We start from the raw sequence: 14,780 nt of genomic DNA, 5'->3' as shown, positions 1-14,780 counted from the left end.
TCTGAATGGTGGGAATATGTATTTGCTTTTGGGTTAATAGAGGGAATCTCTAATGAATATATAGTTGATACTAAAATAGAAAAACATAAAACACTAACTTTTGATAAGACAAAATTTATCATGGATCAACTAAAGGAGAAAATAAAATGAAATATGAAATAAGAACAAATGAAAATGGTAGAACAGCTATCTTTGATGAATCTGGAATTCAGATTTCAGAATGGTGGAATGATACTAGAATGGAGGGATTAGTTAATGAACAATCTGATTTTTATCTTGTTATTAGAGAAGATAATCAAGAAGCAATTTTTCATAAATCAGGAATTCAAGTTTCAGAATGGTGGACCTTTATTTGGGATCATGGTTTAGTTAAGGGAACTTCTAATCAATATAAAGTTTATTCAGAAGAAAAACCTAAAACCTTGACTTTTAGTAGAACAAAGTTTATAATGGATATGATAAAGGAAAAACTGAAATGAAATATAATATAAGAGAAGATAAGGGTACAAAAGCTATTTTTGATGAAACTGGAAAACAGATTTCAGATTGGTGGAATTTTGTTTGGGTTTATGGTTTAGTAAAAGGAGAATCTGATTTTTATCTTGTTAGAAATGATGATGCTAAAGAAGCAATTTTTCATAAATCAGGAATTCAGATTTCAGAATGGGAGAATTATATTGAACCTATAGGACTAGTTGATGGAACTTCTAATCAATATAGAGTTTATCCAAGAGAAGGTAAAAGTAAAACATTTACTTTTGATCGAACAAAATTTATTATAGATCAACTAAAGGAGAAAATATTATGATGTGTTATAGAGATAGAACTTTTTGTATCTTTTATGAAAATTGTATAAGTGGTGCTACTTGTAGTAAAGCATTAACAGAACAAGTTAAAATTAATGCTGTAAAGTGGTGGGGTGATATTGATCCTCCAATAGCTATATATACAGGAGAACCTAGTTGCTTTGAAGATAAAAAATTGGAGGCATTATGAAAAAGACTATTTTATTGTTGGTGGTTTTGATTGTATTAGTAGGTTGTAATAAACAAGACAGGTATGACAAGTACAATAAAGATACCTTAATGACTATTGAAAATTTAGAAAATAGTTTGAGTCTTACAAACTATACTATTATAAAAGTTCAGAGGGAAAGTGGTATTCACTATGCTAAAGTTTTCTTCACAATAGAAGAAAATACCTATATTATGGTAGGTAGCTATAGTCGTATGAATAATGATATCATTATAGAACATATTATATTAAAGGGAGAAGGAGAATGAAAAATATTATTATTATTGCTGGTTTAACAGGAGTAGGGAAATCAGAGATTGCTAGTTATCTACAAAGAGAGTATAATGCTCATTTTGTAGTATCAATTTCTACTAGACCTATGAGAGAGGGAGAGAGTGAGGGTAATCCTTATTATTTTACTGATAAAGACACCTTCCTATCCATGGTAGATTCAGGAGAAATATTTGAACATCGAAGCTATGATACTTTACTTGGGGGAAATCCTGATACATGGTATTATGGCTGTACTCTATCAGAAATTAAAGATAACCAGCTAAATGTAGCTGTACTTGATACTGTAGGAGCAAAAGAGTTCTATGATAAATTTGGAGATAGATGTACTACAATTTTTGTAACTGCATTTAAACGTATCATGGAAGAACTGATTAAACAACGAGGAGATTTTGATAAGACAGAATTCAATAGAAGGATCTATGCTGATATGAAAAAGTTCGATGATCAATTCTTAGATGAATTTGTAGACTATCAAATATTGAATCGTGGTAAAGGACTCAAAGAACTATTTTTAGAAGTGGATGGAATTATGGACTATATTAAAGGAGATAAAAAATGAGATATTTAATTGATATGGATGGAGTTATTAATAAGTTTTCAAAGTATATGGCTACTGAGCTTGTTAAAAGAAGTAAAGGATTACACTATATTGATAATAGTGGTGGTTATGATATGAGTCTATGGTTCGATGATCCCTATAGAGAGTTTTGGGATATATTCAATACAATTCTTAATGATTATAAATTTTGGACTGACATACCTGTAATAACTGACTCTCTAGAATGGTTAAAAGAAAATTCCAATAAAGAGATTTATCTTTGTACTAAACCTTATCCTTCAGTTAATTGTCTATCTGGAAAGCAACAATGGATTGAGACCTATCTACCTAAATATAGAAATAAAGTTATTTATATTCAGGATAAATCTTTTCTGGCTAAACCTGATACTATTTTAGTAGATGATGCTATTAGTAATGTTAAATCTTTTGTAGATGCTGGTGGATCAGCTAGACTCTTTATAAAAGAATATAATAAAAAAGAGAGTTTCACAAAAGTTAGACATCTATCAGAATTAAAAATATAAAAAAAGTTCTTGACTTTATTATCTCCTTGATTTATACTCTATATTGAAAGGAGATAAGATATGAATAATATTTATAGAGTTAATGAATGGGATTTACCTAAAGTTTTAGTTAAGATAGAAAAGCTTAATAAGAAGCTTGCTAAGTTTGGTGAAGAATTATCTATCATCGGTCAAAGAAAAGTAGAAGTTATTGAAACTATCAATAACAGAAAATATACACAAGAAAAAATAGAATTAGTTTTTTCTGATATAAAACAAACTAGAGTAAATGATATTGCATATATGGGTACTGTATCTTTTAGACAAAACATTACTTCTATATATTCTGTTAATAATGAAATCAATCTTACAGATATAGCCTCCTCTCCCTCACTGGTATGTGATCATTGTAATACAAAAAGAAATAGACTCTCCTATCATATATTTAATAATAAAGGAACTATCCAGACTATAGGGAATACTTGTGCTAAAGAATTCTTTGGTCTTGATATTGAAAGTGTTGTAAGACTAAGAGAGGGTTTTACTAATGATTGTAGAGAGTTTACTAACAGTGAAAGACCTTATGATATCTACCATATTGATGATGTAATCATGGCTACCTTTTATGCTACCCATGGTGGAAACGATTACTGGGTAAGTGGTACTACTTCAAGATCAGTACATTATTTCCTTAATGGTAGATGTGATAATTATGATGAAGCTAAGTCCTATAGAGAGTATATATCCAATTTTAATCCTGTAAAATTGATAAACATTAAAATGAAGTTAAAAGACTTTCTATCTAATACTGACTCTGCTGACTCTAATTTTAATTTTAATATATGTTCTGCAATGACCTCTGAGAACGGTCTTAAAACTAACATCGTTCAAAAAGCTGTTGGTATTTCAGCATGGTTTATTCATAAGAGTCTTAAAGAAGAAATTCCTAAGAAAGGAAATATTCAAATCAATTCTAGCTATGTAGGACAGATTAAAAATAAGATAGATTTCAAATGTGAAGTAGTGAAAGTTTCTTCTTTTGAAAGTATGTATGGTTATCAGGTAGTCGCTACCTTTGTAGATGAACATGGTAATTATTTTAAAGCCTTTACCAGTGAAGGAAGTAAAGCAGGGGAATATCTTATGGATGATAGATCTTCTAAGAAAATCACATTAACTGGAACTGTAAAGAAACATGAGATTGATACTTATATCCAGAAGGATAATAAGGTAAAAGTAACTACACTAACTAGAATCAAAATCAAGTAAAAATAATTATTGACAATAGATTGTTGATCCATTATAATATATTGAAAGGATAAACTAAAATGAAATATGAAGTAAGGAAAAAAGGAAATAATAAAAAAGCTATTTTTGATGAAACTGGAAAACAAGTTTCAGAATGGTGGTATCATATTTTTATGGATGGATTAATAAAAGGACAATCAGCTTTTTATATTGTTAGAAATGATGATGCTAAAGAATCAATTTTTCATAAATCAGGAAAACAGACTTCAGAATGGTGGCATTATATTTGGTCTACAGGCTTAGTTGATGGAACTTCTAATAACTACAGAGTTGAATATGAAATAGATAAATATAAGACCTTGACTTTTGATAAGACAAAGTTTATTATGGATCAAATAAAGGAGAGAATATAATGGAAAAAGACAGATTAACTAAACTTATTAGGGAAGAATTAGAAAATAAAATCAATTCTTCTGACGTTCTGAGTAGTGTAGCTGATAGGATCATTGATCTTCTAGCTAAAGAACCTAAACCAGCTATGGGAGATATAGTAGTAGCATGGAATGATAATTTTTCACCTATCATAGGTAGGCTTGACTATTTTGAGAATCAAACAAGGAGTAGTGTGGTTATAGGTAACTTAGTTTATGAATATTATGTATTATATGATAATAGAAAATCACTGGAAGATAACCTAAACATTCAGGTATAAACATGAAGTTTAATAAAGGTGATATAGTTAAGTTTAAAGATAATTTAGATTTTCTTGTTTATGGTAGTGTAAGTAATGAGTCTAAAGGGATTGTATCAACTATATGGACTCATACCAATAAAATTATACTAGTTGATTTTCTTGAACAGAGAGCTTTAGCTTGTTCTGTTTTTGATTTAGATTATGTTGATAAAACAAAAATAATCTATAATATGATAAAGAAAAAAATAGGAGAGGAAGAATGAAACGTACTTTTATTTACAAGGCACAAAAAGAATATAGCTGTTTACTATGTAATACCGTTATTAATGAAGGTGATAGCTATATTTCCTATCAACCTAAAACAGGAATTACATATAAATATGTTAGATGTTGTTTATCTTGTATGGAAGAGATAAAAACCATGTCTAATACAGAAGCAGAAGAATATCTATTGAAAAAGATGAAAGAGAAAGCTGAAATGAATATAAATAAAAATGCTTTTGTAATAGGTAATATCTTTAAACACTTTGATGATTATAGTATAGCTTATAGAGTTAAGAACATAGCCTTAATTGAAGGTAGTAAAATAGTTACTCTAGAAGAAGGTAATTATAAAAATAATAACTGGAATTTTACCTATCCCTATATAACTATAAGTGGAGAAGTACTAAATCATAAATATTATGAATCTATACAGAGTGTCTGTAGAGCTAGTCAATGTTATTATGTAGGTTTCTTTAAACCAGAAGGAGATAAGGTATGAATTTTTATATTTCAGATTATCATTTAGGTCATAAAAATATTATTAAGTTTTCTTCCAGACCCTTCGCAAATCTTGATGAAATGCATAAGGTTATTATAGAGAATATCTTAAAGGTTATGAAGAGAGGAGATATTCTTTATCATATAGGGGATTTATCCTTTAATGTTTCTTCTCAGTCATGGTTCTTTGAAGAGTTATTTAAACTAGGTATTAGTCTATATATGGTAGAAGGGAATCATGAAATAGTTCCTAATATTATTCCTACTTGTTTAGTTACTAATAAACTTAAAAAGATGATAGAGATAAAGATCAATAACCATCCTGTTACTCTATGTCATTATCCAATGGTATCATGGAATAAGAGTCATTATAATGCCTGGTTGCTTTATGGACACCATCACAGTCATAGTCATGGAAGTAGCCTTATTCAGGATAAAACTCAGGGTAAAATGTTAAATGTAAACTGTGAATTCCATGATTATACTCCATGGTCAGAAAAAGAAATTATTGAGTATATGGAAACCAGACCTAATAACTGGGATTATATTGATAGAAAATAATCTATTGACAAAGTTTTAGTTAGCTATTATAATATTATATAAGGAGATAGACATGAAATTAAGTAAAATCTATAATAAAGTAAAGACTAAAGGTAGTTATACAAGTGCTACCATCACAGTCTTTTTAGCAAGTAATTCTGATATAAAAGTTCAAGTCAAATATCTTATTGATGGTCGAGCCTCTACTAAATACTATAGGGAATTAGATATAGATATCCCTATAAGAGACATAGGAAATGACAAGGTGAAACATTTAGGATATGATACATATCATGTAGTAGATATTGATGAAGATAGATATATTAACATATATACTATTGAGGAGAAAAATAGTGACTACTGGAAAGAAGATTTATATGACAATTAAATTCTTTTATTTATGTGAGGATGGTAGAGGTTTACTGAGAGATTTTTCAGGAGATGACTATGTTGATGTATCAAATCAAGCACAAGAGTTTGAGGATGAATTAGATGCTTCAGAGGTCGAAGCTGAATGGTTTTTATATGATAGATTGTCCACCGATACAAAAAAGTGGTCTAGGAATGAAACCGTAGACTGGTTATCAAAATAATTTACCAATACCAGCCCCTTCGGGGGGCAAAAGGAGATATAAAATGGAAATTACTAATGAAAGACTATGTAAGATGATTCACTACTCTCTGCTTCAGGGAGATATGAATACTGCTGTAGATATACTAGAGGATTATATCAGTGATAGAATCTCTGAGATACCAGTTAGTGAAGATAAGGAAGACTCTGCTGTTGTCACGTATAACTTTAATGACTTTAAGATTCCACCAATAAACTCTAATAGTTTTTTAGAGAATATGCCTTTAGTATTTGTAAGGTTTTTAGATGAAAATAATATATATGATATCTATAAAAATCGGTATAACCCTAAGTTTAACTTATATTCTACTATTAAGATAGAAGATTATATAAGTCAAGGTTTTCAATGGGATGAAAATATATGGATTGATCTTGATTCTAAATGGCTAAAGCTAGTAGAAGAAAATAAAAAACCTATAATGGAGGATTAATTATGGAACACGAAGTATTTTATTATGTAATAGAAGGTGGGGATGAATGGCTTGAAAAAGAGTTTAATGCAGATGATATAAAAAAGTGTCACCATTATTGGAGTGTACGTGTTAAGGATCACGCTAGGTTAGTGGAAGCCTTGGAATGTTCACATTCTGGAAAGCCTATTGTGGGAGAAACAGTTTATTGTAATGACCTCGGAGTTGTGGAAATTTTGGAAATTAAAGAATAGGCTAAGTAAAGGAGTATTAATTATGGAATGGATTTTGTTGGTAGTAGGAGTTTGGCAGATAATTTTTAGTTTTATTAATAAGACTAAAAATGTTAAGTCTTCAATCGTATATAGAGTGATACCCTTTTACAGTGGTATGTTTTGTATTTTCTATGTTCTAATGATTAGAGGTATGATAATTCCATGTTAGATATCAATATAAAAAGGTTTTTTTTAATAGTAGGTGTTATATTAGGATTTTTGGAAGGGGTTTTTATTTCTAAAGCTTTTTTAGAAATTAATATAACTAGTAGTGGGATAGTTAAATCTTGTGGAAAATACTATAGAGTAATCCCTATAGATAAGCAAGTAGATATTAACTATATAGAAGTGGTACAAGATGAAGAAGATAGTGAATAAAATAACTACACCTGAGATGGAAATTATATTAATGTCTTATTTAGATATAAGAAGAAATATAATTATACCTAATCTATCCTGGGGAATGATACATTATGAAGCTGATATTGTATCTTTAACAAAATCTAATTATGCTACAGAGATTGAAATAAAGATATCTATGGCTGATCTAAAGAAAGATAAAGAAAAAAGACATAATCATGATAGTATCTATTTCAAATATCTTTATTTTGCTGTACCATGGTATATGAAAGAAAAATGTATGGAGTATATCCCTGAAAAAGCAGGGCTTCTTGTTATTGATGAATATCATAGAGTATTTCAGTTAAAATCACCGATGGTAAATAAGAAAGCTAAGAAATGGACTAATGAAGAACGAATACACCTATTAGAACTATGTGCTATGAGAATGTATAATTTAAAGAAGAAGGTTAGTAGGTTAAAACTTTTAGAGAAAGAAAATAAAAGTTTAAAAAAGATTATAGAACAAGCTACTTATAGAATGGAACAAGCTGAAGGTAAGTTAATGGAGATGAAAATATGAAAAAGGATTGCAAATTTGTAATTAAAAGATCGTCTGATTGGTTTGATTGCGTTGCGAGAGAGCCAATAGATTCTACGAGACAGCCAAGAGATCCTAAGTTGATAGGAATGTCTTGCATTAATTCATTTGAATGTCCAACAATATCGGATCAAGCCAAGTGTAAGTATGCTATTGGAAAAGGGACAGTAAGTAAAGAAATAACTAATCCCGTGGAAGAGTGGACTGTTAAAGAAATTGAAGAATTAAGAATAGCAGACTGTGAACCTAATACAAGCCTTTCACGGTTAGCTATGTGTGTTCAAGAAATCCTAACACGCCCAAAGCCTAAACCGCTGTATGTTTACTGGGGATACAACTGGAAAAAAGAAAAATCACCCAACTTTAATTTTAACGTTTGTGATTTTTTAGGAGTCATATATATAGTCCCTGAATCAATCAACATATGAGACTATACAACTATTGCAGAGTGGGAAGCATTGGCAATAAAAGAAGGCTGGGAGGCTGTGAAATGAAATATAAAGCGTTTAATTGTTATTCTGAAAGAGAGAGGCATATTGTAGCAAGTTTCATACAATGGCTTGGTACTCCTATAGGGACTTCATTTTTAAATGATTGTGGTTTTATTGAAGAATCAAGATATAATAGGTCTAAAGCTAGATATAATGCATTAGAAAAGATTATTGATGATATGTCTGTAAGCGAATTTAGAAAGTATAAAAGGATGCTAAAAAAACATAAAAGGAATATAAAGAGATAATGCATAATACAATAGATAGAGTTCTACATAGGCTAATCTTTTTTGGTATGGGTGGTATATGTGTAATGATGTTTGGAAGTCTTTTATTAATGCTAATAAACTAGTTATGATATTGACTTATTTCTGAAGGAATAATATAATCAATATAAATTAAATAAGTGAGGTAATAATATGAGAAAAATAATTGATACCAATCATGCTATTGATAGATATTTACAGAGATATAAAGGGGAGTTCTCCAGAGAAGAAGTTAATGATGTAATATATAGAGCAATGGATAAAATCATTAATGACTATAGTGATATATCAGTAGTATATGTAGTCTGGTCAAGATCAACTAATATAACTTTAGTATTAGATTGGAGAGAAGACTATAACGATAAAGATGGTGTTAACCATGCTATCATTATTACATTACCACCATTAAAAAAAGAGTTTGCTGATCTTAAAACTACTAATAGAGATGATGTAAAACTTATGGTAGAGAGACATATATCAGCTAGAGTAAGTGACCATACTTTAAAAGAATCCCATAGTTATATCCAAAAAGATAATATTGAGGGAGTAACTATATTTGTAGAAGATGGAAAAGTTTTTGACTATGGTATTGATTTCTTCTTAGAGATAGACTAAATTCTATGAAACGATATCACCTTGCAGGAAGAATGGGAATTCAATCTAGTCTCATATGCTAGACTCCGTAGGCTCGACTCCTACCCCTGCAAATATCCTAACCTTCACTGATTGAGGAATAGGAGAAGTCAACTCCTTGGTTTTGGGAGATAAAGCCTTGGCTATGTAGGGATGGGTCAAAATAGAAATAGGATGATCCTATCAATCCGTAAGTGGAGCCTATCCCTACTCAATCAGTAATATTAAAGGAGTTATTATGGATAAAAATTTAATTAACCAACAAGATTTAAACACTAAGATTAAAGAACAGGTAAAAGAAACCTTCTTTAATCTCCTACCTGATGAAGCTTTTCAAGAGCTAGTTGAAAAAGAAGTAAAGGAATTCTTTGAAGCTACAATCTCTACCTTCAAAATAAAAGAAATAAGAGACGATTGTGGATGGAATGGTAGTCATAAAGGAGTTGATTTAGAAACACAAGTTTCACCTTTTAGGTTAATGGTATGGAATGAAACTAAAAAACATATCAATCCTAAAATAGAGAAAATATTTAAGGATGAAGATTTATGGGGTGCTGTATCTGATTCATGGAATCCTGAAGGAGGAATATTATCAGCAAAGCTTGATCAACTGTTAGAAGAAAAGACTATGATGTTAGCTAAATCTTTCTTTCAGAATATGTTTACTGAATCTTTTCTTAATTCTAAATATGAAATCGTACAAGAAGTAAAAGATCATATTGATAATGATAATAATCAATATTAAAAAAAGTCTGATTATATGGAATTAGTTCATAGTAAATAACAGGTTCATCCCTAGGGCTATAGTTTGATCACTATAGTCTTATAGTTTTTTTAAATAGTATTCAAATTATGGAGGAATAATATGGCATTATTACAGAGTTTAATTGGAGTTATTTTGTTTTCATTTTATATGATTGCAACGTGGTTAATTGTAGGTGTAGATACACCTAAGTATTTGGATCAAGCTATTATAAAAACAGTAGCTACATCTATGGTTATTATACTAGTAGTTTGTAATTTAATTATATCAGGAACGATTTCTACTTACTGGCCTCTCATACTTACTATACTCTTTTGTGTATTAGGTGATTTTATCTTAGGTATTACTCCTATCAGTAGAAATAATGTAATGATGTTTCAAATTGGTACAGGACTATTCTGGTTAGCTTATATTATATTAGGAATATTTTTATTTACATTAGGTAAAGATGCTAGTGTAGGACTGAAGATTTTTATTCCTCTATTATTTCTAGGTTCAGGTTTCCTTCAAATGTATTTTATGACTGATCTGGATGGACTTATGGAGATTATTGTAGGTGTATATCTAATCATGACTGTTGTATTAATCACTGGTGCTTTAGCCTATATAAATGTAGGTGCTGGACCTTTTTTAATTGCTTTTGGTGCAATTATGTTTTATATTAGTGATTGTATTATAGGACAGAATCAGTTTGGACTATTGAAAAATCAATCATGGTCAGAATGGGTTATTATGGGAACTTATGGATTAGGACAACTTAGTTTAATCTATGGATCTTATATGTTAAGATAATAGAAAGAAATGATATATAAATGGAGAGAGGTTCAATGTATATAATAGATAAGAACAAAGATTATTATGATTATTTTTCTCATATTTATGGTATCGATAAAAAGATTGTATATAATAGAAGAGGATCAAAAGCTATTGATAATATAAAATTAGGGAATATCTGCTATAAATATCATCTTTCTTATAAAGGTATAGAACATATTTTATTAGAAATAGGATATAAACAATACATATTCCAACTATCAAAATTTAAGACTATTGAATCACATCAGTGTACTATAGTAAATGATTATGAAATAGAACTAGTAAAAACCTACTCCGATCATAAACACTATTTTGATAGTCCTGTTTCTCTTCATGGAGTTACTATTAAAAGTATTTGGGGTTTTAAATATAATGAGAATATACGTTACTTATTAGATAGACCTTATTCAGAAGCCATAGTAAGAACATATAAAGAAATTAATAATCCTATTTTAGCTAATACAAAAATAACCTCATTTTTAGAGGCATTGACTGTATGGATAGAAATTCAAACTTATATATCTTCATTAGATAATGATAAAGATGTTGACCTTAATATGAGTGATGTAGAAAAAGCTGAAATACATGGATTTGATAAAAAAACCAGCTTCAGAAATCCAATTAAATAATTCTTGACAATATTAAGAATATAGCCTATTATAGATTAAAAGGAAAAAGTAAAGGAGTAGATAGGATGAAATATTTCATATCAAAAATATTTAAAGTGTTAGGACTTTTTTTTGTAGTTAGCACTCTAAATGTAGACGAAACAATTCAGGTTTTTGTATTATTAACAGTATCATTAACATTCTTCCTGTTTGAATGGCTTATAGATCATAGCACCAAAGATGGATCAATAGTCTTTCCAGAAGATAGTATAAAGGAGGAAACAATGTATTGTAAAAACTCGGATGATATGTGCTAATCTTTTTCCCCCACTAGTGCGAGATATATGCTATACTTAGGTATAAGGAGATCAGATATGACAAGGATAACATTAGGAACTTATTTCGATTTAGAAAATTTTGACGAAGTTTTGAACGTAAGGTATATTCACCTTTTAGTTTTTAAGGTCAAAGTATGTAAATTACAAAAAGAAAGTGGATTTATCTATAAAACAATAGATATTTATAGGTAAAACAAAGCCCTTTCGGGGGCACAAGGATAGGTGATGAAATGAATGTAACGATAGAATTTAACGAATGTATTTTTATGTTCGGTGAAGGTAGACGGCATAGAGAAACTTTAACAATTCCTACCTGTGGAAAAAATAGGCGTGATGCTATTGTTAAAAAAGAAGTAAAAAAGAAATTCCCTAATTTAACACTCAATAGAATTGTTGGGTTTAATCTGTCATCACAATAAAGCCTGTTATTGGCACAAGGAGATGAAAAATGACAACACTACAGAAAATTAAAGAGACCGTAGAAAAGCACACCGAAGGCCGTGTGCTAATAAACGAAACTTATGAATGTTTTTTGGAAATCATTGACCTATGCGACCAGAATCCAAAACTCAGAACTTGGGATGATTTAACACAGGAGGAACAGCTAGGGCGGTATAGATATGATTACGAAAACATTATAAACATAGCAACCAAGCCAAAAGAAGAGGTTGTATGGGTTTATTGGAATGATGGATGCAAAGTAGTTAATATATGCCCTGGCTGGTCAGATGACTATGGTAAAAAAAGTGACTGGAAATATATCTATAAAGTAGAAGCTTCCATGTTTAAAGGATTAGGTATTTATGTCAAAGACTGGATTAAAGCTGTAGAAGAAGGAGAAATATATAATGGAAACGAAGAAAATTAAAGAACTGATCGAATGGGGATGTAAGAGTAACCTAGCTGAAGGGTTTCAACTCAAAGAGAATGGTGATTTCTATACACCAGAAGCCCCTCGTACCTTTGAAGCCTTCCTCGAAGAGATAGTATTATATGGTTATCATAGGTCTTTAACATTTTTAGTTTTATTAGACCGTTTGGTTCAAGGGATTACTAAATCGGATTTACCATATTTGATAATACAAAACCATTTTGCTATTGCAATAATTGATACTAAAGATCACTGCTCTTTTGTGGAATTTGATTATGTAGATTATTCAGTAGATCAAGCAAGATTTGAAGTCTGTTGGTGGATTAAGGATAATATGGAAAAGGGCTTGCATGATCAGGAGACACATGTGAGATTTTTTTATATTGAATACACTATGTTTTTTGATGATTATTACGATGAAAATGATAGTACCATCATAGAAGCAAAAAACAAAAAAAATGCGATTGTTAAGTTAAAGCAAAATACGTCAGACGAGAACTATAAAAAAAATAGTTGTTGATACTATTTATGAGACAACATCTGATGCAAGGGCAAAATAAAAAATCAAGGAGTATACAATGCCAATTATGTCAAAACAATTAGAGAATGATTTTAAAACGTGTATCGATAGAGTTATAGAATCTCGTTATGAAGAGGATAAAATAAATTGCTGTATTATGGATTTAAAATCTAAAGTACTCCGTGAAATGGCAACTAACAGCGATCATGCAAAATGTTGCCAAGCTTCAAAGTGGTTTAAAGATCACAATCTAAATGTTATAGTCTGCCCTGTCTGTGGCAACACTATCGCATAATCGCAGAACGTTAGATCCGATAAATATAAAGGAGTTAGTTATGAGTCATTATAAAAGGCAACAGAAAAGTGAAGTAATTAGAAAGGATTCTGGATCAAGTAGACCTTGCCCTTATGGGGAAGCCCCTTGTGTTCGATCCTATTGGTGTTTGAATTGTAGATATTGCAATGGGGCTGTAGATGGTGTGTCAGTTTATTGTGGATTTAAAATGGAGCAAAATTAAACTACGCCTATCTGTTAGCAGGTAAGAGTAGTTAGAGGAAATATTTTAAGGAGGTTACTATGGAAAAGAAATGGTGTATGTGTAAAGATTTAAAGGGCGTTGCAAGAGACGGTTTTTCAACCTGTAGTATTTGTGGCGGTAAGGATGCGTATGGAAAATCAAAAGAACGCCCTAAACACAAACAGAAAACTGTGTCCAAAGAAAAAAATAACAGCGATTAAACAAAAAGGAGTAACAACAATGACAAGCAATATATCAGTACAATGTGTAATCTGTAGAACAAATTATTATTTTGTAACTGGCAAACTTTTTGAAGGTGAACATTTTATTTGCTGTGGCTGTCTTGAAAGAGCAAAGGACATTGTTGTATCCGCAGTAAGTAACAACTAAATATAAACGATTATCAGTATATACAATGTTGACTGTACTACAGGGTAGGGAAATGAAATATAAAATAAGATTAAATGGTGGTGTTAAAGAATCAATTTTTGATGAATATGGAGAACAGATTTCAGAATGGTGGAAATTTGTGTTTCTTGATGGTTTAGTAAAAGGACAATCAGATTTTTATCTTGTTGAAAATGATAATGGTAAAAAAGCTATTTTCCATATATCAGGAATTCAGATTTCAGAATGGGAGAATTATATTGAACCTATAGGACTAGTTGATGGAACTTCTAATGAATATGTAGTTTATTCAGAAAAACATGAAAGAAAAATCTTGACTTTTGATCGAACAAAGTTTATCATGAATAAGATAAAGGAGAGATTGAAATGATGAAAACACATAGGTTTAGTGATCTGAATATAGATAGAAGTAATATGATTTTAATAGATAAAAATAAAAATAATCTGTCTCAATATTTTGGAACAAATAAACGTGTGCCAGTGATAGAAGAATTCTGTAATAGTATAATCTTAGTATATATGGGTAATAATGTGTTCAAAATACATAAGTTTGTAAGTGCTATCAAGGTTGAAAAGCACTGTAGGTACTATGGTGATCTAGTTACCATGACTGAAGAAGAAACAATAGTATTTAAAGCTTTATATCAAAGTAAATCTTTTGATCGTAATAATTGTTAT

34 protein-coding genes are annotated in these 14,780 nt (G+C 29.9%); all 34 read left to right on the top strand.

All coding sequences use genetic code 11. The features are described from left to right. Window positions 1-146: 146 nt before the first annotated feature. Window positions 147-479 carry a hypothetical protein gene (locus PF569_09265; protein ID MDA3856424.1) on the top strand — a complete coding sequence of 111 codons (333 nt, stop codon included), beginning with the start codon at window positions 147-149 and terminating at the stop codon, window positions 477-479. Further along, window positions 476-808 (top strand): hypothetical protein, encoded by a 333-nt coding sequence (locus PF569_09260; protein ID MDA3856423.1) that lies wholly within the window; start codon window positions 476-478, stop codon window positions 806-808. The genes PF569_09265 and PF569_09260 overlap by 4 nt, the downstream gene beginning before the upstream one ends. Beyond that, window positions 805-996: a hypothetical protein gene (locus tag PF569_09255; protein MDA3856422.1), complete on the top strand. Its 192-nt coding sequence runs from the start codon at window positions 805-807 to the stop codon at window positions 994-996. The genes PF569_09260 and PF569_09255 overlap by 4 nt, the downstream gene beginning before the upstream one ends. After that, window positions 993-1,283 (top strand): hypothetical protein, encoded by a 291-nt coding sequence (locus PF569_09250; GenBank protein ID MDA3856421.1) that lies wholly within the window; start codon window positions 993-995, stop codon window positions 1,281-1,283. The genes PF569_09255 and PF569_09250 overlap by 4 nt, the downstream gene beginning before the upstream one ends. After that, window positions 1,280-1,867: a hypothetical protein gene (locus PF569_09245; GenBank protein MDA3856420.1), complete on the top strand. Its 588-nt coding sequence runs from the start codon at window positions 1,280-1,282 to the stop codon at window positions 1,865-1,867. Before PF569_09250 ends, PF569_09245 begins: the two co-directional genes overlap by 4 nt. Further along, window positions 1,864-2,391 (top strand): hypothetical protein, encoded by a 528-nt coding sequence (locus tag PF569_09240; GenBank protein MDA3856419.1) that lies wholly within the window; start codon window positions 1,864-1,866, stop codon window positions 2,389-2,391. The genes PF569_09245 and PF569_09240 overlap by 4 nt, the downstream gene beginning before the upstream one ends. Window positions 2,392-2,451: 60 nt before the next feature. Then, entirely contained in the window at window positions 2,452-3,639 is a 1,188-nt protein-coding gene (locus PF569_09235; GenBank protein MDA3856418.1) for a hypothetical protein, read from the top strand. A 59-nt stretch (window positions 3,640-3,698) separates the two neighbouring features. Then, complete coding sequence (locus PF569_09230) at window positions 3,699-4,031, top strand: hypothetical protein (protein ID MDA3856417.1); 333 nt, start codon at window positions 3,699-3,701, stop codon at window positions 4,029-4,031. Then, on the top strand, window positions 4,031-4,330 hold the full coding sequence (locus PF569_09225; protein ID MDA3856416.1) for a hypothetical protein: 300 nt from the start codon (window positions 4,031-4,033) through the stop codon (window positions 4,328-4,330). Before PF569_09230 ends, PF569_09225 begins: the two co-directional genes overlap by 1 nt. Before the next feature lie 2 nt (window positions 4,331-4,332). Beyond that, complete coding sequence (locus PF569_09220) at window positions 4,333-4,575, top strand: hypothetical protein (GenBank protein MDA3856415.1); 243 nt, start codon at window positions 4,333-4,335, stop codon at window positions 4,573-4,575. Next, complete coding sequence (locus PF569_09215) at window positions 4,572-5,075, top strand: hypothetical protein (GenBank protein ID MDA3856414.1); 504 nt, start codon at window positions 4,572-4,574, stop codon at window positions 5,073-5,075. The genes PF569_09220 and PF569_09215 overlap by 4 nt, the downstream gene beginning before the upstream one ends. Further along, window positions 5,072-5,635, top strand: a complete 564-nt coding sequence (locus PF569_09210) for a metallophosphoesterase family protein (GenBank protein ID MDA3856413.1) — start codon at window positions 5,072-5,074, stop codon at window positions 5,633-5,635. Before PF569_09215 ends, PF569_09210 begins: the two co-directional genes overlap by 4 nt. Window positions 5,636-5,687: 52 nt before the next feature. After that, entirely contained in the window at window positions 5,688-6,002 is a 315-nt protein-coding gene (locus tag PF569_09205; GenBank protein ID MDA3856412.1) for a hypothetical protein, read from the top strand. After that, on the top strand, window positions 5,992-6,207 hold the full coding sequence (locus PF569_09200) for a hypothetical protein (protein ID MDA3856411.1): 216 nt from the start codon (window positions 5,992-5,994) through the stop codon (window positions 6,205-6,207). Before PF569_09205 ends, PF569_09200 begins: the two co-directional genes overlap by 11 nt. A gap of 43 nt (window positions 6,208-6,250) precedes the next feature. After that, window positions 6,251-6,676 carry a hypothetical protein gene (locus tag PF569_09195; GenBank protein MDA3856410.1) on the top strand — a complete coding sequence of 142 codons (426 nt, stop codon included), beginning with the start codon at window positions 6,251-6,253 and terminating at the stop codon, window positions 6,674-6,676. A gap of 2 nt (window positions 6,677-6,678) precedes the next feature. Continuing rightward, window positions 6,679-6,909, top strand: coding sequence for a hypothetical protein (locus PF569_09190; protein ID MDA3856409.1), 231 nt, complete (start codon window positions 6,679-6,681; stop codon window positions 6,907-6,909). Between the two features lie 183 nt (window positions 6,910-7,092). Beyond that, window positions 7,093-7,308 carry a hypothetical protein gene (locus PF569_09185; GenBank protein ID MDA3856408.1) on the top strand — a complete coding sequence of 72 codons (216 nt, stop codon included), beginning with the start codon at window positions 7,093-7,095 and terminating at the stop codon, window positions 7,306-7,308. Further along, window positions 7,289-7,852, top strand: coding sequence for an MmcB family DNA repair protein (locus PF569_09180; protein ID MDA3856407.1), 564 nt, complete (start codon window positions 7,289-7,291; stop codon window positions 7,850-7,852). Before PF569_09185 ends, PF569_09180 begins: the two co-directional genes overlap by 20 nt. Beyond that, window positions 7,849-8,298 carry a hypothetical protein gene (locus PF569_09175; GenBank protein MDA3856406.1) on the top strand — a complete coding sequence of 150 codons (450 nt, stop codon included), beginning with the start codon at window positions 7,849-7,851 and terminating at the stop codon, window positions 8,296-8,298. Before PF569_09180 ends, PF569_09175 begins: the two co-directional genes overlap by 4 nt. Before the next feature lie 62 nt (window positions 8,299-8,360). Further along, window positions 8,361-8,609, top strand: coding sequence for a hypothetical protein (locus PF569_09170; GenBank protein MDA3856405.1), 249 nt, complete (start codon window positions 8,361-8,363; stop codon window positions 8,607-8,609). Window positions 8,610-8,780: 171 nt separating this feature from the next. Beyond that, complete coding sequence (locus PF569_09165; GenBank protein ID MDA3856404.1) at window positions 8,781-9,242, top strand: hypothetical protein; 462 nt, start codon at window positions 8,781-8,783, stop codon at window positions 9,240-9,242. 256 nt (window positions 9,243-9,498) lie between these two features. After that, on the top strand, window positions 9,499-10,005 hold the full coding sequence (locus PF569_09160) for a hypothetical protein (GenBank protein ID MDA3856403.1): 507 nt from the start codon (window positions 9,499-9,501) through the stop codon (window positions 10,003-10,005). A gap of 120 nt (window positions 10,006-10,125) precedes the next feature. Further along, window positions 10,126-10,815 carry a lysoplasmalogenase family protein gene (locus tag PF569_09155; protein MDA3856402.1) on the top strand — a complete coding sequence of 230 codons (690 nt, stop codon included), beginning with the start codon at window positions 10,126-10,128 and terminating at the stop codon, window positions 10,813-10,815. A 35-nt stretch (window positions 10,816-10,850) separates the two neighbouring features. Next, on the top strand, window positions 10,851-11,468 hold the full coding sequence (locus tag PF569_09150; GenBank protein ID MDA3856401.1) for a hypothetical protein: 618 nt from the start codon (window positions 10,851-10,853) through the stop codon (window positions 11,466-11,468). 353 nt (window positions 11,469-11,821) lie between these two features. Next, the gene (locus PF569_09145) at window positions 11,822-11,977 is read left to right on the top strand and encodes a hypothetical protein (protein ID MDA3856400.1); all 156 of its coding nucleotides are present in this window, start codon (window positions 11,822-11,824) and stop codon (window positions 11,975-11,977) included. A gap of 38 nt (window positions 11,978-12,015) precedes the next feature. Continuing rightward, window positions 12,016-12,204, top strand: a complete 189-nt coding sequence (locus tag PF569_09140; GenBank protein ID MDA3856399.1) for a hypothetical protein — start codon at window positions 12,016-12,018, stop codon at window positions 12,202-12,204. A gap of 29 nt (window positions 12,205-12,233) precedes the next feature. Then, the gene (locus PF569_09135) at window positions 12,234-12,653 is read left to right on the top strand and encodes a hypothetical protein (protein MDA3856398.1); all 420 of its coding nucleotides are present in this window, start codon (window positions 12,234-12,236) and stop codon (window positions 12,651-12,653) included. Further along, window positions 12,634-13,176 carry a hypothetical protein gene (locus PF569_09130; protein MDA3856397.1) on the top strand — a complete coding sequence of 181 codons (543 nt, stop codon included), beginning with the start codon at window positions 12,634-12,636 and terminating at the stop codon, window positions 13,174-13,176. Before PF569_09135 ends, PF569_09130 begins: the two co-directional genes overlap by 20 nt. A gap of 67 nt (window positions 13,177-13,243) precedes the next feature. After that, window positions 13,244-13,471: a hypothetical protein gene (locus PF569_09125; GenBank protein MDA3856396.1), complete on the top strand. Its 228-nt coding sequence runs from the start codon at window positions 13,244-13,246 to the stop codon at window positions 13,469-13,471. A gap of 40 nt (window positions 13,472-13,511) precedes the next feature. Beyond that, a complete protein-coding gene (locus PF569_09120) occupies window positions 13,512-13,694 on the top strand; it encodes a hypothetical protein (protein MDA3856395.1) in 183 nt (60 codons plus the stop codon). Between the two features lie 59 nt (window positions 13,695-13,753). Further along, window positions 13,754-13,915 (top strand): hypothetical protein, encoded by a 162-nt coding sequence (locus PF569_09115; GenBank protein MDA3856394.1) that lies wholly within the window; start codon window positions 13,754-13,756, stop codon window positions 13,913-13,915. A gap of 19 nt (window positions 13,916-13,934) precedes the next feature. Beyond that, window positions 13,935-14,084, top strand: coding sequence for a hypothetical protein (locus PF569_09110; GenBank protein ID MDA3856393.1), 150 nt, complete (start codon window positions 13,935-13,937; stop codon window positions 14,082-14,084). A 52-nt stretch (window positions 14,085-14,136) separates the two neighbouring features. Then, the gene (locus PF569_09105; protein ID MDA3856392.1) at window positions 14,137-14,472 is read left to right on the top strand and encodes a hypothetical protein; all 336 of its coding nucleotides are present in this window, start codon (window positions 14,137-14,139) and stop codon (window positions 14,470-14,472) included. Beyond that, the coding region (locus tag PF569_09100; protein MDA3856391.1) for a hypothetical protein at window positions 14,472-14,780 on the top strand (309 nt) is incomplete at its 3' end. The genes PF569_09105 and PF569_09100, both read left to right, overlap by 1 nt.

This window comes from Candidatus Woesearchaeota archaeon (assembly GCA_027858315.1).
Lineage (GTDB): Archaea > Nanobdellota > Nanobdellia > Woesearchaeales > UBA583 > UBA583.
The sequence above is the reverse complement of the archived record's forward strand: the minus strand, read 5'-3'. Positions and strand labels throughout refer to the sequence as shown.